This window comes from Streptomyces sp. NPDC058326 (assembly GCF_042879855.1).
Taxonomy (GTDB): Bacteria; Actinomycetota; Actinomycetes; order Streptomycetales; family Streptomycetaceae; genus Streptomyces.
Genome location: NZ_JBHVZO010000001.1, coordinates 141,739 through 160,155 on the forward strand (window position 1 = coordinate 141,739; position 18,417 = coordinate 160,155).

15 protein-coding genes and 1 pseudogene are annotated in these 18,417 nt (G+C 72.0%); 8 read left to right on the top strand and 8 right to left on the bottom strand.

What is annotated here, in order from left to right; translation table 11 throughout:
• Positions 1-44 precede the first annotated feature (44 nt).
• The gene (locus ACFVYX_RS00610) at positions 45-662 is read left to right on the top strand and encodes a class F sortase (RefSeq protein ID WP_389679077.1); all 618 of its coding nucleotides are present in this window, start codon (positions 45-47) and stop codon (positions 660-662) included.
• A gap of 4 nt (positions 663-666) precedes the next feature.
• Here ACFVYX_RS00610 and ACFVYX_RS00615 read toward each other — a convergent pair whose 3' ends face one another.
• The gene (locus ACFVYX_RS00615; RefSeq protein ID WP_389679078.1) at positions 667-1,452 is read right to left on the bottom strand and encodes a sulfite exporter TauE/SafE family protein; all 786 of its coding nucleotides are present in this window, start codon (positions 1,450-1,452) and stop codon (positions 667-669) included.
• Positions 1,453-1,642: 190 nt separating this feature from the next.
• Here ACFVYX_RS00615 and ACFVYX_RS00620 point away from each other — a divergent pair, with 190 nt between their 5' ends.
• The 6 genes and pseudogenes from ACFVYX_RS00620 to ACFVYX_RS00645 all read left to right on the top strand — a co-directional run bounded on the left by ACFVYX_RS00620 (position 1,643) and on the right by ACFVYX_RS00645 (position 8,645).
• A complete protein-coding gene (locus ACFVYX_RS00620; protein WP_389679079.1) occupies positions 1,643-2,833 on the top strand; it encodes an NAD(P)/FAD-dependent oxidoreductase in 1,191 nt (396 codons plus the stop codon).
• 1 nt (position 2,834) lies between these two features.
• Complete coding sequence (nirB, locus tag ACFVYX_RS00625) at positions 2,835-5,381, top strand: nitrite reductase large subunit NirB (RefSeq protein ID WP_389679080.1); 2,547 nt, start codon at positions 2,835-2,837, stop codon at positions 5,379-5,381.
• Positions 5,378-5,737, top strand: a complete 360-nt coding sequence (gene nirD / locus ACFVYX_RS00630; RefSeq protein ID WP_389679081.1) for a nitrite reductase small subunit NirD — start codon at positions 5,378-5,380, stop codon at positions 5,735-5,737. The genes nirB and nirD overlap by 4 nt, the downstream gene beginning before the upstream one ends.
• Positions 5,738-5,774: 37 nt before the next feature.
• Entirely contained in the window at positions 5,775-6,359 is a 585-nt protein-coding gene (locus ACFVYX_RS00635) for a TetR/AcrR family transcriptional regulator (RefSeq protein ID WP_389679082.1), read from the top strand.
• Positions 6,360-6,446: 87 nt separating this feature from the next.
• Positions 6,447-7,832: an MFS transporter gene (locus ACFVYX_RS00640; RefSeq protein ID WP_389679083.1), complete on the top strand. Its 1,386-nt coding sequence runs from the start codon at positions 6,447-6,449 to the stop codon at positions 7,830-7,832.
• Between the two features lie 46 nt (positions 7,833-7,878).
• Positions 7,879-8,645 (top strand): annotated as a pseudogene (locus ACFVYX_RS00645) (SDR family NAD(P)-dependent oxidoreductase).
• A gap of 194 nt (positions 8,646-8,839) precedes the next feature.
• Here ACFVYX_RS00645 and ACFVYX_RS00650 read toward each other — a convergent pair.
• The 3 genes from ACFVYX_RS00650 to ACFVYX_RS00660 form a co-directional block, all read right to left on the bottom strand.
• Positions 8,840-9,253 (bottom strand): VOC family protein, encoded by a 414-nt coding sequence (locus tag ACFVYX_RS00650; protein ID WP_389679084.1) that lies wholly within the window; start codon positions 9,251-9,253, stop codon positions 8,840-8,842.
• A 120-nt stretch (positions 9,254-9,373) separates the two neighbouring features.
• A complete protein-coding gene (locus ACFVYX_RS00655; RefSeq protein WP_389679085.1) occupies positions 9,374-9,823 on the bottom strand; it encodes a group III truncated hemoglobin in 450 nt (149 codons plus the stop codon).
• An 84-nt stretch (positions 9,824-9,907) separates the two neighbouring features.
• On the bottom strand, positions 9,908-10,087 hold the full coding sequence (locus ACFVYX_RS00660) for a hypothetical protein (protein ID WP_389679086.1): 180 nt from the start codon (positions 10,085-10,087) through the stop codon (positions 9,908-9,910).
• 377 nt (positions 10,088-10,464) lie between these two features.
• Here ACFVYX_RS00660 and ACFVYX_RS00665 point away from each other — a divergent pair, with 377 nt between their 5' ends.
• Positions 10,465-11,622: an alkaline phosphatase PhoX gene (locus ACFVYX_RS00665; RefSeq protein WP_389679087.1), complete on the top strand. Its 1,158-nt coding sequence runs from the start codon at positions 10,465-10,467 to the stop codon at positions 11,620-11,622.
• Here ACFVYX_RS00665 and ACFVYX_RS00670 read toward each other — a convergent pair.
• The 4 genes from ACFVYX_RS00670 to ACFVYX_RS00685 form a co-directional block, all read right to left on the bottom strand.
• Positions 11,592-12,626 (bottom strand): helix-turn-helix domain-containing protein, encoded by a 1,035-nt coding sequence (locus ACFVYX_RS00670; RefSeq protein ID WP_389679088.1) that lies wholly within the window; start codon positions 12,624-12,626, stop codon positions 11,592-11,594. The two genes, ACFVYX_RS00665 and ACFVYX_RS00670, sit on opposite strands and share 31 nt — an antisense overlap.
• 588 nt (positions 12,627-13,214) lie before the next feature.
• Positions 13,215-15,926, bottom strand: coding sequence for a pyruvate, phosphate dikinase (gene ppdK, locus ACFVYX_RS00675; protein WP_389679089.1), 2,712 nt, complete (start codon positions 15,924-15,926; stop codon positions 13,215-13,217).
• A gap of 356 nt (positions 15,927-16,282) precedes the next feature.
• A complete protein-coding gene (dusB, locus tag ACFVYX_RS00680) occupies positions 16,283-17,419 on the bottom strand; it encodes a tRNA dihydrouridine synthase DusB (RefSeq protein ID WP_389679090.1) in 1,137 nt (378 codons plus the stop codon).
• Between the two features lie 63 nt (positions 17,420-17,482).
• Positions 17,483-18,352, bottom strand: coding sequence for a helix-turn-helix domain-containing protein (locus ACFVYX_RS00685; RefSeq protein WP_389679483.1), 870 nt, complete (start codon positions 18,350-18,352; stop codon positions 17,483-17,485).
• Positions 18,353-18,417 lie beyond the last annotated feature (65 nt).

An 18,417-nucleotide genomic window follows, 5' to 3' on the forward strand; every position in this document is an offset into this window, starting at 1 on the left:
CCACACCCCAGCAGCAGGGAAAGCGAACCGACCGAGGGAACCCAGTGAGCAACAGGAGCAAGGGCTGGGGCATAGCCGTGGCCGCCTGCGTCGGCCTCTGGCTCGTCCAGAACGGCTCGGAGCACGTCACCCCTCCCGTACCGTCGGCCGCGCAGGCCTTCGCCGCCGGGCCGAGCGTGCACACGGACGCGGCCGCCGACCCGCTGCCGCCCTCGGCGCCGGTCAGGCTGCGCATCCCCGAGACCGACGTGGACACGCCGATGATGCGGCTCGGCCTGGCCGCGGACGGTTCGCTCGACGTACCGCCGGCCGGGAACCGGAACATGGCCGGCTGGTACGCGGACGGCACCCCGCCCGGCGCCAAGGGAACGGCGATCGTCGCGGGCCACGTCGACAACGCCGAGGGGCCCGCCGTCTTCTACACGCTCGGCGCGCTGAGGAAGGGCCACCGGATCGAGGTGGACCGGCAGGACGGCAGGACCGCCGTGTTCACGGTCGACGCGGTCGAGGTGTACGAGAACAAGGACTTCCCGGACCGGAAGGTGTACGACGAGGCCGACCGGGCCGAGATCCGGGTGATCACCTGCGGCGGCGGCTTCTCGAAGAAGAACGGCTACCAGGGGAACGTGGTCGCCTTCGGCCACCTCATCGGCGTCCGGTAGACGGTCACGCCCACTGGTCGAAGCCCAGCTTCGCGACCAGCGAGAAGACCACGACGAGCAGCACCCCGCGCACGAACTCGGTGCCCTTGCTCAGCGCCATCCTGGCCCCGAGCATCCCGCCCGCCAGATTGAATACGGCCATGACGGCCGCGAGCTGCCAGTACACGCTGCCCTGGTACGCGAACATCGCGAGGGCGCCGGCGTTGGTGCAGACGTTGACGATCTTGGCGGTGGCGGAGGCCGTCACCAGGTCGAGGTGGAGCACGGCGGTCAGGGCGAGGACCAGGAAGGTGCCCGTGCCGGGCCCGAACATGCCGTCGTAGAAGCCGATCCCGCCGCCCACGACGACGATCGCGGTGACGATCCGCGCACGGGTGAGCGGCGCCCGGTCCGCCCCTTCGGGCCGTGCCCCGAAGGAGGGCCGCAGGATGACGAAGGCCGCCACCGCCACGAGCACCACCATGATCACGGGGCGGAGGACGGCGTCGCTGATCCCGGCCGCGAAGAAGGCCCCGCCCATGGAGCCGGCGAGGGCCGCGAGCCCGACCCGTACCGCCGTCCAGACCTGGACGGGTGCCTTGCGGACGAAGGTGACGGCCGCGCCGGTGGTGCCGACGATCGCGACGGCCTTGTTGGTGCCGAGGGCGTAGGTGTGCGGGACGTTCGGCAGCCCGAGCAGCAGGGCGGGCAGCAGGAGCAGTCCACCGCCGCCGACCACGGCGTCGATCCAGCCCGCCACCAGCGCGGCGAGGCAGAGCAGGACAAGAGTGGTCAGGGTGATCTCCGGCATGATCGCGAGCCTAGGGAGGGGATCGTTGCCCCGTCCATCGATCTCCTGAACGTTGAGCAATCTCTGAGGTTGCGGCCCGTCGGCCGCCCCTGGCCCTCACAGCGGACCCGGGCCGTGGCGGAGATCAGCGTTCCGTACGGGAAACAGTCGGGATGCCGTCGGGTAACACCGGCCGCGCACGCTTCCCGGTATGAGTACACGGATCGTGGTGGTCGGGGGCGGGACGGCGGGCGCCCGGCTCGCCCAGCGCCTGCCCGTCACCCTCCTCGGCGAGGAGCCGCACGCCCCCTACAACAGGGTGCTGCTCGCCGACGTCCTCGCCGGGCGGTACGCCCCCGAGGTCATCGCCCTGCCCGAGCCCCGGGAGCCGGTACGGCTCGGGGTGCGGGCCGTGCGGATCGACCGGGCGGCGCGGACGGTGGAGTGCGCGGACGGCTCGCTCGTCGGCTACGACCGGCTGGTCCTCGCCACGGGCTCCAACCCGGTGCTGCCGCCGCTGCGCGGACTGCGCGGCGCGGAGCTGCCTGAGGGCGTCCACGCCTTCCGTACGCTCGACGACTGCCTGGCACTGCGCGACCGGGTCCGGCCCGGGACGCGGGCGGTGGTCATCGGCGGCGGGCTCCTCGGGGTCTCGGCGGCGCGGGCCCTCGCGGCCCTCGGCGCGGAGGTGGTCCTCACGCAGCAGGGCGAGCGCCTGATGGAACGCCAGCTCGACGCGCACGCCTCGGCCCTGCTGCGGGAGCACGTCGAGGACCTCGGGGTCGAGGTGCACACCGAGTGCCGGGTGAGCGGCCTCCGGCAGCGGGACGGGGCGGTGACGGCGGTCGAGCTGGCCGACGGCTTCGTGCTCGACGCCCAGGTCGTGGTCCTGGCCTGCGGGGTGCGGCCGCGGGTCGCCCTCGCCCGGGAGGCGGGGCTCGACGTCGGCCGGGGCGTCCTCGTCGACGACGAGCTGCGGACGTCCGATCCGTACATCCACGCGGTCGGGGACTGCGCGGAGCACGCGGGCCGGGTGTACGGCCTCGCGGGGCCGGCGCTCGAACAGGCCGACGTCCTGGCGGACCTGCTCACCCACGTCACGCCCACCACGGGGTACACCGGCACCCGCGCCCTCACCCGGCTCACCCTCGGCGGTGCCCGCCCCCTCGACCTCGCCGCGTTCGGCGAGGCCACCCCCCGGCCGGGCGACGACGTCGTCCAGCTCACCGACGCCACGCGCAGCGCGTACCGCAAGGTCGTCGTCCGCGGTGACCGGCTCGTCGGGGGCGTCCTCCTCGGCGATCTGGCCGCGGTCGGCTCGCTCGCCCAGGCGTGGGAGGGCGACGAGGCCCTCCCCGACGCCCCCCTGCTCCACCTGCTCACCCACGACGGAGGCTCCTGACATGAGCGCTGACATGACCGCGCACACCCCGACGATCGTCCTGGTCGGCCACGGAATGGTCGGCCAGCGGTTCCTGGAGTCGCTCGCCGACCGTGGGGTCACCGAGCGGGCCAGGATCGTGGTCCTCTGCGAGGAACCGCGCCCGGCGTACGACCGTGTGCAGCTGACCTCGTACTTCTCCGGCAAGACCCCCGACGACCTGTCGATGGTCGAGGCGGGCTTCATGGAGAAGCACGGCATCGAGCTGTACGTCGGCGATCCGGCGGAGTCGGTGGACCGGGAGGCCCGTACGGTCACCGCCCGCTCCGGGCAGGTCTTCGCGTACGACTCGCTCGTCCTGGCCACCGGCTCGTACCCGTTCGTCCCGCCGGTGCCCGGCAAGGACGCCCGCGGCTGTTTCGTCTACCGCACGATCGAGGACCTCCTCGCGATCGAGGAGTACGCGAAGACGGCGACGACCGGTGCGGTCGTCGGCGGCGGTCTGCTCGGCCTCGAGGCGGCGGGCGCCCTGAAGGGGCTCGGCCTCGACACCCACGTGGTGGAGTTCGCGCCGCGTCTCATGCCGGTGCAGGTCGACGAGGGCGGCGGCGCCGCCCTGCTCCGTACGATCGAGCGGATGGGTCTGACCGTCCACACCGGGACGGGCACGCAGGAGGTCGTGACGGCGGACGGCGCCGTGACCGGCATGAAGCTCTCGGACGGTTCCGAGGTCGCCACCGACATGGTGGTGTTCTCGGCCGGTGTACGCCCCCGGGACCAGCTGGCCCGCGACTGCGGCCTCACCGTCGGGGAGCGCGGCGGCATCGCGGTCGACGAGCTGTGCCGGACGTCCGACCCCGCCGTGTTCGCGATCGGCGAGTGCGCGCTGGCCTCCGACGGCCGGGTGTACGGCCTGGTGGCGCCGGGCTACGAGATGGCGCAGACGGTGGCCGCGACCCTGGCGGACGAGGTCGGGACCGGTTTCACCGGGGCCGACATGTCGACGAAGCTGAAGCTGCTCGGTGTGGACGTCGCCTCCTTCGGTGACGCGCACGGCGCGGCCGAGGGCTGCCTCGACGTCGTCTACTCGGACTCCCGCTCGGGTGTCTACAAGAAGCTGGTGATCTCCGGTGACGGGGTGCTGCTCGGCGGTGTCCTCGTCGGGGACGCCGAGCAGTACGGGCTGCTTCGCCCGCTGACCGGTTCCGTGCCGCCCGTCTCCCCCGAGCAGCTGGTGCTTCCGGCCGGTGTCGGCGCGCCGGTGGCGCTCGGCCCCTCGGCGCTGCCGGACGACGCGGTGATCTGCTCCTGCCACAACGTGACGAAGCACGCGATCGGCCAGTGCGAGTCGCTGGCCGAGGTGAAGAAGTGCACCAAGGCGGGTACCGGCTGCGGCAGTTGCGTGAAGGTGATCGAGAAGCTGCTGCCTGCGCCCAAGGACAAGGGCCTCTGCGGCTGCTTCTCGTACACCCGGAGCGAGCTCTACGAGATCGCCCGCACCCTGCGGATCACCTCGTTCGCCGCGCTGCTCGACTCGCACGGCCGGGACGGGGCGAAGGGCGGTGAGGGCTGCGAGGTCTGCAAGCCGACCGTCGGATCGATCCTCGCGTCCCTGAACAACGGTTACATCCTGGACGGCGAGCAGGCCTCGCTCCAGGACACCAACGACCACTTCCTCGCCAACATGCAGCGCAACGGCTCCTACTCGGTCGTGCCGCGCATCCCCGGCGGTGAGATCACCCCGGACAAGCTGATCGTGATCGGCGAGGTGGCCCGGGACTTCGGCCTCTACACGAAGATCACCGGCGGCCAGCGCATCGACCTCTTCGGCGCCCGGGTGGACCAGCTCCCGGCGATCTGGACCCGCCTGGTGGACGCGGGCTTCGAGTCGGGGCACGCGTACGGCAAGTCGCTGCGCACGGTGAAGTCCTGCGTCGGGCAGACCTGGTGCCGCTACGGCGTCCAGGACTCGGTGAAGATGGCGATCCAGCTGGAGCTGCGCTACCGGGGCCTGCGCGCCCCGCACAAGCTGAAGTCGGCGGTCTCGGGCTGCGCCCGCGAGTGCGCCGAGGCCCAGTCGAAGGACTTCGGGATCATCGCGACGGCCAACGGCTGGAACCTGTACGTCGGCGGGAACGGCGGCGCGACCCCGCGCCACGCGGACCTGCTCGCGCAGGACCTGTCGGACGCCGAACTGGTGCGGCTCATCGACCGGTTCCTGATGTTCTACATCCGGACGGCGGACCGTCTTGAGCGGACGTCGACGTGGCTGGAGCGCCTGGAGGGCGGACTCGGCCACCTCAAGGACGTGGTGGTGCACGACTCGCTCGGGCTCTGCGACGAGCTGGAGGCGCTGATGGCCGCGCACGTCGACGACTACCAGGACGAGTGGGCGCAGACCCTGGACGACCCGGAGCGGCTGCGGCGGTTCGTCTCCTTCGTGAACGCGCCCGACGCGCCGGACCCGTCGGTCCGGTTCGTGCCGGAGCGCGACCAGATCAAGCCGGACCTCACGATCCTGACGCTCGGCAGGACGAACAGCACGCTGGAAGGGGCTTCCTCCCGATGACGACGACTCTCACCTCCCTCACCACCACGACGACGCTCGAAGTCTCCCCCGCCCCCGACGCGTGGGTGACGGTCTGCGAGGAGTCCCGGCTGACCCCCGGCCGGGGTGTGGCGGCACTGCTGCCCGACGGCCGGCAGGCGGCGGTCTTCCGGGACCGGTCGGGGCGGGTCTACGCGATCGACAACCGCGACCCCTTCACGGGGGCGCAGGTGCTCTCCCGGGGGCTCGTCGGCTCCGTCGACGGCCGGCCGTTCGTGGCCTCGCCGCTTCTGAAGCAGCGCTTCGACCTGGAGACGGGGCGGTGCCTGGACGACGACGAGGTGGCGGTCGCGGTCTATCCGGTACGCGGCAAGTAACTTGACCGTTCGTTCCGGATAGTCGTACGGTCCTCCTGTGGCCAGGACCAAGGAATTCGATCCGGACGCCGCGCTCGACGCAGCCCTCGGGCTGTTCTGGGCGCGGGGTTACGAGGCGACGACCCTGTCGGACCTCGTGGAGCACCTCGGCATCGGCCGGGCCAGCCTCTACGCGACCTTCGGGAACAAGCACGAGCTGTACCTGAAGGCGATGGACCGCTACCTGGAGACCCGCGACCCGGCGATCGTCGAGGAACTGTCGGCGCCGGGCCCGGCCCTGCCGGCCGTCCGCGCGCTCGTCCGCCGCTTCGCCGCCCAGGCGTCGGCGGACGAGGAGCGCCTGAACGGCTGCTTCGTCACCAACTCGGCGGCGGAACTGGGGCCGCACGACACCACCGTCGCGCGCCGGGTCGATCTGAGCTGGGAGCTGATCGAGACGCTCCTGTACGCCGCGCTCACCCGGGCCCGCGCCGGGGGCGAACTCCCGGCGGACCGGGACCCCCGGGCCCTGGCCCGGATGCTGCTCGTCCTGATGCAGGGCATCCGGGTGGTCGGCAAGGTGTCGAGCGACCCGGGCCGGGTGCGGGACGCGACGGAACAGGCGCTGAGCCTGCTGGACTGAGGAAGAGGCGCCCTCATGGGCGCCCTTTCTTCGGCCTCATATTGGAACGTACGGTCAAATAAAGCACTGCCCAGGGGGGATGGACCGATGCAAGAGGCGCAGGCGCGCGAGCGCGACGGAACCACCGGCCACCATCGGCCCGACGCCCGCGACCGAGGGTCCCGCGCCCGCGGCGGGTTCATCCTCCTCGGCGGCGTCCAGATGGCGCTCATCTTCACGCTCGCCGCCCTCGCCGTCCCCCTCCCCCGCATCGGCGCCGAGTTCCGGCTCGACCGCGCCGACCTGATCCTGCTGAGCGCCGCCTACGGGCTGACCTTCGCCGGGCTGCTCCTGCTCGGCGGCCGGCTCGCCGACCGGTTCGGCGGACGCCGGACCCTCACCGCCGGGCTCCTGACCTTCGGCGCCGCCTCCGCCCTCGCGCCGCTCGCCCCCGGGTACGAGGCCCTGCTCGCCGCGCGCTTCGGGCAGGGCATCGGCGCGGCGCTCGTCGCCCCGGCCGCGATGGCCGTACTCCGGGCACTGTTCCCCGCACCGGTCGCGTACGGCCGGGCGATGGCCACCTGGGGCGGGCTCTCCGTGCTCGGCGCGACCGCGGGAAACCTGCTCTCCGGGGTGATCGCGGCCGCCTCCTCCTGGCGCGGCACCTTCGCCGTACCGGTCGCCGTGACCCTCGCCGCACTGCTCCTCGCACCCCGGCTGCTGCCCGCGACCCCGCCCGGCACGGGCCGGGCCCTGGACCTGCCCGGCGCGCTGCTCGCGACCGCCGGGATCACGCTCGCCAGCTTCGGACTCGTCCTCACCGACGCCCACTCGTGGGGATCGGCCCCCGTCCTCGTACCGCTGGTCACCGGAGTGGCGCTCCTCGCGGCCTTCGCGGCCCTGGAGCGGCGGACGGCCGACCCTCTCCTGCCGCCGGACTTCCTGCGCGACGGCCGCCGCGCCCTGGGCCTCGCGGCGATCGGGCTCACGGCGGCCGGAACGGCCACGGTCTTCGTGCTGCTGTCCCTCGCCCTCCAGGAGGGGCGCGGCTGGTCCGCGCCGCTCACCTCCGCCGCCTTCGCCCCCTTCGCGGCCGCGCTGCTCGGCTCGGGCCGGCTCGCGGGCCCGCTGATCGGGCGGTACGGCCCCGGGCGGGTGACCGGAGCCGGGCTCGGCACGGCCGCCGCCGGGCTCGGTCTGCTCGCCGCGACCGGCTTCGACGGCTCCGTCCCGTACGCGTACGGGCTACTGCCCGGCCTCCTGCTCCTGCCGGCCGGTGGCGCCCTGTCCTTCGCGGGCGCGGCCGTCCTCGCCGTCGAGGGCGTCCCGACGGACCGCGCGGGACTCGCGGGCGGCGTCCTGAACACGGCGATGGAGCTCGGGCCGACCGTGCTCTTCGCCGCACTGCTCACCCTCGGCGGCGACGCGGTGTCGCTGGCGGCCGCGGCCGCCCTGTTCACCGCTCTCGCGGCCGTCACGATCCGCACCACGTAGCAGCACGGGCTTCCAACCGGAAGCCGACACAGGGGAGTTGACTCATATGTCCGCATCATCCGCACGCTTCGCCGACCGCACCGTCCTCGTCACCGGCGGCGGCTCCGGTCTCGGCCGGGCCATCGCGCTCGCCTTCGCCGCCGAGGGCGCGAAGGTCGTCGTGGCCGGCCGCTCCGCAGGACCCCTCGAAGAGACGGGCTGATCGAGGCCGCCGGGGGCACCGCGGCCGCGGTCACGGCCGACGTGTCCGGCGCCGAGTCGACGCGGGCGCTGGTCCGGCGCACGGTCGAGCTCTTCGGGGGGCTCGATGTCGCCGTGAACAACGCCGGCGTCTTCCGGGGCGGTTACAGCGCGGCCGATTTCCCCCTGGAGGACTGGCAGACGCTGCTCGACATCAACGTGACGGGGGTGCTGCACGCCCTGCAGGCCGAGGTGGCGCACATGCGGGCGCACGGCGGCGGGGCGATCGTGAACATCTCGTCCAACCTGGGCCCTCACGTCCGGATCCCCGGAGTCTTCGGCTACCAGGTCTCGAAGGCGGCCGTCTCGGCCCTCACCAGGGCCGCGGCCCTGGACCACATCGCCGACGGGGTCCGGATCAACGCGGTCAGCCCGGGGGCCGCGGAGTCCACGATGTCGCTGCTGCCCGGCGAGACCGAGGCGGAGCGGGCGGTCCGGATGAAGGAGCAGTCCCCGCTCGGCCGGATCTCGTCGGCCGACGAGATCGCGGAGGCCGTGCTGTATCTCGCCTCCGACGCGGCGGGCTCCGCCGTCGGCACCGACCTGGTGATCGACGGCGGGGTCTCCGCCTGACGCACGCCGGGGGCCGGGACCGGGGGATCGCCGTGGGCGGCCGCACCGGACCTGGAGGGCTCGGCCCTGGGTGCCGCCGGGGGGCCCAGGGGGCTCGGTCTTGGGTGGGCCGCCGGGGCCCAGGAGGCTCGGCCCTGGGTGGCCGCCGGGACCCAGGAGGCTCGGCCTTGGGTGGCCGCCGGGGCCCAGGGCTCTCAGCCCTGGGTGGCCGCCGGGTCCATCCAGAAGACCTCCCAGTGGTGGCCGTCCAGGTCGGCGAAGGAGCGGCCGTACATGAAGCCCATGTCCATCGGCTCCTTCGCCGGGCTGCCGCCGGCGGCGAGGGCCGCGTCGGCCAGCTCGTCGGCCTTCGCGCGGCTCTCGGCGCTCAGGGTGATGAGCACCTCGGTGGCCTTCGTGGCGTCGGCGATGTCCTTGCCCGGGGCGGTGAAGCTCTTGAACTTCTCCTCGGTGAGCAGCATCACGAAGATCGTGTCGCTGATGACCACACACGCGGCGGTCTCATCGCTGAACTGCGGGTTGATGGAGTAGCCGAGCTTCTCGTAGAACGCCTTGCTGGCGTCGAGGTCCTTCACGGGCAGGTTCACGAAGATCATCTGCGGGGCCATGACGTTCTCTCTCTTCCTTCGGTCCGGCCCGCTCGGTGCGTTCCGGCGCTCTCAGGAGGTAAGACGGGCGTCCCGCCCGGAACTCATCGCTCTTCCGGCGATTCCCCGAAGTTCCTCCGTTCAGGCCACCGAACGCAGCCGCAGTGCCGCCAGCGGGACGAACCCCCCGGTGCCGCCGCCGGTCTCCGCCGCGGGCCCGGCGAGCCGCCGCAGCATGGCGAGGGCGATCCGCTCGCCCTGCGCCTTGGCCCGCTCGGCCCGCGGCCCGGCGTGAAGGCCGTCGACGGTGGCGTGCCAGAGCTGCACCCAGCGGCCGAAGTGGGCGGCGGTGAGCGGCCTCGCGGAGTGGAGGGCGGCGTGCGGGGCGAAGGCGTCGTGCCCGTAGGCGGCGGTACGGAGGAGGGCGCGCTCCCAGAAGTCGGTGATGCGCGGCAGGTGGGCCTCCAGGTCGGTGCCGGCGATCTCGGTGAAGAACGGCCCGATGAGCGGGTCGGCGAAGGCCGCGGCGTAGAAGCGGCGCAGCAGTACGTCGAGGTCGTCGCGGTCGCGGATGTCCCGGGTGGCACGCATGCGTCCAGTGTGCCCACGAGCCGGCCACCCCCCAAGTGCCGAAGGTCCCCCGACCCCCCGCTCGTACGAGGGCCGCCCGCGGACTCAGCCCCCCGCCACGGTCCAGCGGCTCAGCGTCTCGCTCCGCTCGTCGTACGTGAGCCAGCTGCCGTCCCCGAGAGGACGGACCAGGCTGTCGGCGGGGCCGGAGGGGTAGGTGACGATTCCGCGTATCTCCAGGCCGGGGGCGTCGAGGAGCCAGTGGCGGGGGTCCTCGCGGGCCACGGCACCGGGAAGGCGGCCGTCGGCGCCCGCTCGCCGGCGAGCAGGGCCTCCAGGTCGTGGACCTCCAGGTCGTCGCCGTGGAGCAGCAGGGCGCGGCGGGCGCCGTCGCGGCGGCTCTCGAAGCCTTCGCCGCTGACCAGGGGCGCGGCCTCCGGGGAGCTTCGCCGAGGCGAGAAGACGCGCCTCGAACGTGCGGGCGACATGGCTCGAAAATAGCGGCCGTCACCGACAGCGCGGCCCTTTGCCCGATGCCCGCCGCTTCCCCTTCACCGCTTGTTGATGCACAGTCAATTCGGTACTCCTAGGTTCCGGAAGCGCGCGACCCCGCCGCCGACCGGCATGGCGGGGCGGTTCACCACCCTTCTCAGGAGTGAGACGTGGAGCGACGCAGTTTCCTGCGTGGAGCGGTCATCGGCACGTCGGCGGCGGCCTTCGGCGGCACCCTGATGCGCGGGGCCGCCTACGCGGCCCCCGCCCAGCCGGGCGCGGGCCCGTACGGGGCGCTCGGCGCCGCCAACGCCAACGGCATCCAGCTGCCCGCCGGGTTCACCAGCCGGATCATCGCCCGGTCCGGCCAGACCGTGGCCGGCACCTCGTACACCTGGCACAACGCCCCTGACGGCGGCGCCTGCTTCGCCGACGGCACCGGCTGGATCTACGTCTCCAACTCGGAGATCTCCAGCACCGGCGGCGCGAGCGCGCTGAAGTTCAACTCCTCGGGCACCGTCACCTCGGCCTACCGCATCCTCGGGAACACCAACCGCAACTGCGCGGGCGGCAAGACCCCGTGGAACACCTGGCTCTCCTGCGAGGAGGTCGACACGGGCTACGTCTACGAGACCGACCCGTGGGGTGTGAACGCCGCCGTCCGCCGGGCCGCGATGGGCCGGTTCAACCACGAGGCCGCGGCGGCCGACCCGGTCCGCCGGGCGGTCTACCTGACCGAGGACAAGTCCGACGGCTGCTTCTACCGCTTCGTCCCGTCCACCTGGGGCAACCTCTCCTCCGGCACCCTCCAGGTGCTTGTGGCGGGCACCGCCACCTCCGGCTCGTTCACCTGGCAGAACGTGCCCGACGCGGACGGCTCCCCCACCGCCACCCGCTACCAGGTCTCGGCCGCCAAGAAGTTCAACGGCGGCGAGGGCTGCCACTACGCCAACGACACGGTCTGGTTCACCACCAAGGGCGACAACCGGCTGTGGCAGCTCAACCTGGCGGCCGGCACCTACGAACTGGCCTACGACGACTCCCTGGTGGTCGGCGGCGCCCCGCTGACCGGCGTCGACAACGTCACCGGCTCCTCCTCCGGTGACCTCTTCGTCGCCGAGGACGGCGGCAACATGGAGATCTGCGTCATCACCCCGGACGACGTCGTGGCGCCCTTCCTGCGGATCGGCGGCCAGTCCTCCTCCGAGATCTGCGGCCCCGCCTTCTCCCCCGACGGCAAGCGGCTGTACTTCTCCAGCCAGCGGGGCACGAGCGGCAGCTCGTCGGGCGGCATCACCTACGAGGTGACCGGCCCGTTCCGCGCGTAGCGCCCCGCGTGGCACCGTAGGTCCACCGTCCGTTGGGCGCCGCCGAGCAGGGCGGCGCCCAACGGCGTGAGCGTGTGCAGGACCGCGTTGCCGTGGCGCAGGGTCGCGATGAGCCCGGCCTCGCGGAGCACGCCCGCGTGCTGGCTCGCCGAGGCCAGCGACACCCCGGCCCGGCGGGCGAGTTCGCTCGTCGTGCCGCCGTCGCCGATGGCGTGCAGGACGGCCGAGCGGGTGTGGCCGACCAGCTTGGCGAGCGAGGAGCCGCCCGGTGCCCGGACGGTCGGCGCCTCGCCGTGGGTGACGGGGTAGACGAGGACCGGCGGCAGCGCGGGGTCGCGCAGCACGACGGGGGTCCCCCGGCAGAAGTACGAGGGCTGGAGCAGCAGTCCCCGCCCGTCGAGGTGGACGTCCCGGTCGACCGGGTAGTCGGCCTCCAGGACGGGCGCACGCCAGCGCAGCATCGGCGGCAGCGAGGCGAGGAGCTCGTCGGCGCCGCCGTCCAGGAGGGCACGCCCGCGGCGGGCGCGGTCGGCCTCGACCCGGGCCCGGATGTGCGGCCAGTACGGCTCGACGGCCGCCCGGTGGTAGCTCCGCAGGGCCCCCACGAGCCGGTCGAAGGGCTCCGCGCCGCCGTCGGCGAGGGCACGGAGCGAGTGGGGTACGGTACGGCCGCCCGAGCGGTCGGCGGCGAGCAGGGAGAGCTCGGCGCGCAGCCGGCCGGAGTCGGTCGCGCGGATCGCCTGGAGGCCCTCGTCGAGCCCGTGGACGCCCTCGGCGGGCGTCAGGAAGTCGGGGAAATAGCCGCGGCTCGGCACGAGCGCCGCGAGGAGCCGGGTCTCACCGCCGAGCCGCCCCCGCGTTTCGGAGCGCCATTCTCCGTAGACCACGGAGCCGCGCCGGTCCCTTAAACGGTGAAAGCTCAGAATCGTTTCCCACAGAACGTCGGGCCGGGCGGCCGTCCGCACCCCCGCCAAGTCGTTTCCGGTGAAATGAATCCGCAGCATGACGTCCCCACCTGTGCACTCGCAACCACCCCCGACGACGAGTATGCACAGCATCACTGCCCGTTACCAGGGTGTTTCAGCCACAGTTGAAAAGCATCGCGGCAATCGGGGCGGAACCGAAAAGCTGTACGGGTCGGGCAGGAAACCTTCAGGACCGAGGTGACGTGGTGAAGACCGTGGGGGGCTTTGCCCGTCCGGCGGCGGTCGGCGAGGGTTGCGGCTCACCTGCCCGGCATCGGTAAAGGGCGCGACCTCCGGGTGGGGATCCGGGGGTCGCGCCCGCTCCGTTCTTTGCCGAAGAAACTGAAAGTTCAATGGCCAATAATTCAATCCGGCCCGATGGAACAGGAACTCACGTTCACCCAAAATCAAAACGACGGGACGGACACCTCCGCACAAAGGTGTCCGTCCCGTCCCTATTGGTTCCGGAGCCGCCGCCCGCCGGTGAGGGTGAGAGATGACCGGCGGCGGCCCCGGTGGATCCCGCGCCGCCGCTGCTGAACGGGGGTTCAGCAGGACCGGCGGCCGTTCCTGAACCCCGGTTCAGGAGGGCCCGACCGCCACTCCTGAACCGGGGAGCCGGCGGGGTCAGCGGCTGTCGCTGCCCTTGGACTCGGCGGCCGCGCGGCCCGCCTCCAGACGCGCCACCGGAATCCGGAAGGGCGAGCAGGAGACGTAGTCGAGGCCGACCTCGTGGAAGAAGTGCACCGACTCGGGGTCGCCGCCGTGCTCACCGCAGACACCGAGCTTGATGTCGGGGCGGGTGGCCCGGCCGGCCTCGACGGCGCTGCGCACGAGCGCGCCGACACCGTCCTTGTCGATGGTCTCGAAGGGGCTGACGCCGAAGATGCCCTTCTCCAGGTACGCGGTGAAGAACGAGGCCTCCACGTCGTCGCGGGAGAAGCCCCACACCGTCTGGGTCAGGTCGTTGGTGCCGAAGGAGAAGAACTCGGCGGCCTCGGCGATCTGACCGGCGGTCACGGCGGCGCGCGGCAGCTCGATCATGGTGCCGAGCGCGAGCTTGAGCTCCACGCCGGTGCGGGCCTGGACCTCGGCGATGACCGTCTCGGCCTCCTCGCGGACGATCTCCAGCTCCTGGACGGTGCCGACGAGCGGGATCATGATCTCGACGCGCGGGTCGCCCTTGGCGTCGATGCGCTGGGCCGCGGCCTCGGCGATCGCCCGGACCTGCATGGTGAACAGGCCGGGGATGACCAGGCCGAGGCGGACACCGCGCAGACCCAGCATCGGGTTCTGCTCGTGCAGCCGGTGCACGGCCTGGAGCAGGCGCAGGTCGTTCTCGTGCGGCTCCTTGCGGGACTCGGCGAGGGCGACGCGCACCGAGAGCTCGGTGATGTCGGGCAGGAACTCGTGCAGCGGCGGGTCGAGCAGCCGGACCGTGACGGGCAGCCCGTCCATGGCCTCGAAGAGCTCGACGAAGTCCGTCTTCTGCAGCGGGAGGAGGGCTTCGAGGGCCTGGTCGCGCTCGGCGTCCGTGTCCGCGAGGATCAGCCGCTCGACGAACTGGCGGCGCTCACCGAGGAACATGTGCTCGGTGCGGCAGAGGCCGATGCCCTGGGCGCCGAAGCGGCGGGCACGGTTGGCGTCCTCGGCGTTGTCGGCGTTGGCGCGGACCCGGAGGCGGCGGACGCGGTCCGCGTAGGCCATGACCCGGTGGACGGCGGCGACGAGCTCGTCGGCGTCGTCGGCGCCGGCGTGCATCCGGCCCTCGAAGTACTCGACGACCGGGGACGGTACGACGGGTACCTCACCAAGGTAGACCTTGCCGGTGGAGCCGTCGATGGAGACGACGTCACCCTCCTCGACGACCTGGCCGTCGGCCGTGGTCATCCGGCGGCGCTTGGTGTCGACCTCCAGCTCCTCGGCACCGCAGACACAGGTCTTGCCCATGCCGCGGGCGACGACGGCGGCGTGCGAGGTCTTGCCGCCGCGGGAGGTGAGGATGCCCTCGGCGGCGATCATGCCGTCCAGGTCGTCCGGGTTGGTCTCGCGGCGGATCAGGATGACCTTCTCGCCGGACCGGGACCACTTGACGGCGGTGTACGAGTCGAAGACGGCCTTGCCGACGGCGGCGCCAGGGGAGGCGGCGATGCCGCGCCCGATCTGGTCGACCTTCGCGTTCTCGTCGAACTTGGGGAACATCAGCTGGGCGAGCTGCGCGCCGGTGACGCGCTGGAGCGCCTCGGCCTCGTCGATCAGGCCCTGGTCCACGAGCTGGGTGGCGATGCGGAAGGCGGCACCGGCGGTGCGCTTGCCGACGCGGGTCTGCAGCATCCAGAGCTGGCCGCGCTCGATGGTGAACTCGATGTCGCAGAGATCCTTGTAGTGGGTCTCCAGGGTCTCCATGATGTGCATGAGCTGGTCGTACGACGTCTTGTCGATCGACTCGAGGTCGGCCAGCGGCACGGTGTTGCGGATACCGGCGACGACGTCCTCACCCTGCGCGTTCTGCAGGTAGTCGCCGTAGACGCCCTGGTGGCCGGAGGCGGGGTCGCGGGTGAAGGCGACACCGGTGCCGGAGTCCGGGCCGAGGTTGCCGAAGACCATCGAGCAGACGTTGACGGCGGTGCCGAGGTCGCCCGGGATGCGCTCCTGGCGGCGGTACAGCTTCGCGCGGTCCGTGTTCCAGGAGTTGAAGACCGCCTCGATGGCGAGGTCCATCTGCTCGCGCGGGTCCTGCGGGAAGTCGCGGCCGGTCTGGGCCTTCACGATCTTCTTGAAGTGCTTGACGACCTTCTTGAGGTCGGCGGCGTCGAGGTCGGTGTCGCTGGCGACCTTCTTCGCGGACTTGGCCTCGTCGAGGGCCTCCTCGAAGAGCTCGCCGTCGACACCGAGGACGGTCTTGCCGAACATCTGGATGAGGCGCCGGTACGAGTCCCAGGCGAAGCGCTCGTTGTCGGCCTGGCGGGCGAGGCCGGCGACGGACTCGTCGGAGAGGCCGATGTTGAGGACCGTGTCCATCATGCCCGGCATGGAGAACTTGGCTCCGGAGCGGACGGAGACGAGCAGCGGGTCGTCGGCCTGGCCGAGCTTCTTGCCCATCTTCTTCTCGAGCGCGTCGAGGTGGGCGGACACCTCGTCGCGGAGCGCGACGGGCTCCGAGCCGCTCTCGAGGTAGACCTTGCACGCCTCGGTGGTGATCGTGAAGCCGGGGGGGACCGGCAGACCGAGGTTGGTCATCTCGGCCAGGTTCGCGCCCTTGCCACCGAGCAGGTCCTTCAGGTCCCTGTTGCCCTCGGTGAAGTCGTACACGAACTTCTGATCATTGTTTTCCGACACGGGTCCCGACTCCTCGATGACTCGGTTGGCTGCCCTGACGGCGAGGAACATACCCAGATCGAAGGCGTCTGGGGAGGTACGCCTAGCGGACATCCGGTCTTAACCACCCGTCCGCCAGCACTTCGAAAGTTACCGAGCGGAAGCTTCCGCTTTCACGGCCCGAAGGATCCTTGACCCAAACCAGCAGAACCGCGCTCACGTGAGCGCCCAATCGAGCATTTGCGTTCAACTCTTGAACGCAAAAGGGGTGGCACCCAGTGCCACCCCTTCAGGCGGTGCAGTCGACCGCAACATGCTCATGTGAGCGCCACCCCCCTCAGGGGTGGCGAGGATCACTCCCCCGGAAAGGCCGAATCTCAGCCGCCGGACGTGTCCAGCTCGGCATCCTCGCTCACTCCGGCGCAGTCGTACGGGTCCTTCAACCAGCCGTCCGGCAGGACAACACGGTTGTTTCCGGACGTACGGCCCCGAGGGCCGTCCGCGCCCACCGGCCAGGGCTGATCCAGGTCCAGCTCGCTCAACTGAGCGCGGAGCTCGTCCAGAGACGAGGTGATCGCGAGCTTCTTCCGCATCTCGGAGCCCACCGAGAAGCCCTTCAGGTACCAGGCCACATGCTTGCGGAAGTCGATGACACCGCGTGCCTCGTCGCCCAGCCACTCGCCGAGCAGCCGCGCGTGCCGCACCATTGCGTCCGCGACCACCCGCAGCCCCGGCGCCGCGTAGGCGCCCGTGCCCTCGAAACCCGCCACCAGGTCCGCGAAGAGCCAGGGGCGGCCGAGGCAGCCGCGTCCGACCACCACACCGTCGCAGCCCGTCTCGCGCATCATCCGCAGGGCGTCGTCGGCCGACCAGATGTCGCCGTTGCCGAGCACCGGGATCTCGGGCACGTGCTCCTTGAGACGCGCGATCGCGTCCCAGTCGGCCGTACCGCCGTAGTGCTGGGCGGCGGTCCGCCCGTGCAGGGCGATCGCCGTGACGCCCTCCTCCACGGCGATCCGGCCGGCGTCCAGGAAGGTGATGTGGTCGTCGTCGATGCCCTTGCGCATCTTCATCGTGACCGGCAGGTCGCCCGCGTTGGTCACGGCCTCGTGCAGGATCGCGCGCAGCAGCGGCCGCTTGTAGGGCAGGGCCGAGCCGCCGCCCTTCCGCGTCACCTTGGGGACCGGGCAGCCGAAGTTCAGGTCGATGTGGTCGGCCAGGTCCTCGTCGACGATCATCCGCACGGCCTTGCCGACCGTCACGGGGTCCACCCCGTACAGCTGGATCGAGCGCGGCTTCTCGGTCTCGTCGAAGCGGATGAGCTGCATTGTCTTCTCGTTGCGCTCGACCAGGGCGCGCGTCGTGATCATCTCGCTCACGAACAGCCCCTTGCCGCCGGAGAACTCGCGGCAGAGGGTACGGAAGGGGGCGTTGGTGATGCCGGCCATGGGGGCGAGCACCACCGGCGGCTGCACGATGTGCGGGCCGATGGCGAGAGGGGTGAACGCGGTCATGGGGCCCATTGTCGCGCACCGCGGAGGTCTTTAGTTAGCCGTACTATCCGCGCATGGCGGAGCTCACACGGCCAGGACCGCCCGCGGTCCGTGTTCCCCGGTCACCAGGGCGAGGAGCCTTTCGACGCCGGCCCGGGTCTCGTCGTCGAGGGGGATGTACGTGACGAGGTGGGGTCCGGCGGCCGGGCCGAGCCAGAGGTTGGTGTGCTCGAACCTGAGCAGGCCCACATGGGCGTTGCTGATGACCTTGGTGCGCCCGCCGGGGGCGACCACGTCGTGCCGGGCCCAGATCTCCCGGAACTCCGGCGAGGCCGCTTCGAGCCGCCGCACCAGCGCCTTCCAGGCGGGTTCGGCCAGGTGCTCGGCCATGGAGGCGCGGAGCTTCCCGGCGAGGAGGGGCAGGAGCTCCGGCAGATCGGTGGCCGCCGCCCGGAAGTCCTCGTTCGTGAAGGCCAGCCAGAGGGAGTTGCGGTCCTCACGGGGCAGGGCGTCGAGGTCGCAGAAGAGCCGCCCGAAGGTCCGGTTGTGGGCGAGGAAGTCGAAGCGGCTGTTCTGGACGGCGGCGGGGACGGGCTCCAGCTGCTCCAGGAGCGCGCGCAGGGCGGGGGTGACGGCCGGGCAGGGTGCGCCGGGGTGGGGGTCGGCCTGTCCGGCGAGGGCGAAGAGGTGGCCGCGCTCGGTCGGGTCGAGGAGCAGCGCGTCGGCGAGGGCGTCGAGGACCTGGGGGGAGACCTGGATGTCCCGGGCCTGCTCGAGCCAGGTGTACCAGGTGACGCCGACGGCGGAGAGGTGGGCGACCTCCTCGCGGCGCAGGCCGGGGGTGCGGCGCCGGCGCCCCCGGGGCAGGCCGACCTGCTCGGGGCTGATGCGCTCGCGCCGGCTGCGCAGGAAGGCGGCGAGCTCGTGCCGCCGGGTCTCGGGTTCGGCGGTCATCGCTGTCGTCACGCTCCCAGAGTGCCGGGCCGGCCGGCCCTGTGCCAGGTAGTGGTTGTACCAGG

Bases quoted from the DNA above. Each gene is read 5' to 3' on its own strand.
- ACFVYX_RS00670 (WP_389679088.1), bottom strand. From the start codon at position 12,626: ATGCTGCGGATTCATTTCACCGGAAACGACTTGGCGGGGGTGCGGACG.
- ACFVYX_RS00655 (WP_389679085.1), bottom strand. From the start codon at position 9,823: ATGCGTGCCACCCGGGACATCCGCGACCGCGACGACCTCGACGTACTG.
- ACFVYX_RS00685 (WP_389679483.1), bottom strand. From the start codon at position 18,352: ATGACCGCCGAACCCGAGACCCGGCGGCACGAGCTCGCCGCCTTCCTG.
- ACFVYX_RS00650 (WP_389679084.1), bottom strand. From the start codon at position 9,253: ATGGCCCCGCAGATGATCTTCGTGAACCTGCCCGTGAAGGACCTCGAC.
- dusB (WP_389679090.1), bottom strand. From the start codon at position 17,419: ATGACCGCGTTCACCCCTCTCGCCATCGGCCCGCACATCGTGCAGCCG.
- ACFVYX_RS00620 (WP_389679079.1), top strand. From the start codon at position 1,643: ATGAGTACACGGATCGTGGTGGTCGGGGGCGGGACGGCGGGCGCCCGG.
- ACFVYX_RS00615 (WP_389679078.1), bottom strand. From the start codon at position 1,452: ATGCCGGAGATCACCCTGACCACTCTTGTCCTGCTCTGCCTCGCCGCG.
- nirD (WP_389679081.1), top strand. From the start codon at position 5,378: ATGACGACGACTCTCACCTCCCTCACCACCACGACGACGCTCGAAGTC.
- nirB (WP_389679080.1), top strand. From the start codon at position 2,835: ATGAGCGCTGACATGACCGCGCACACCCCGACGATCGTCCTGGTCGGC.
- ACFVYX_RS00640 (WP_389679083.1), top strand. From the start codon at position 6,447: ATGCAAGAGGCGCAGGCGCGCGAGCGCGACGGAACCACCGGCCACCAT.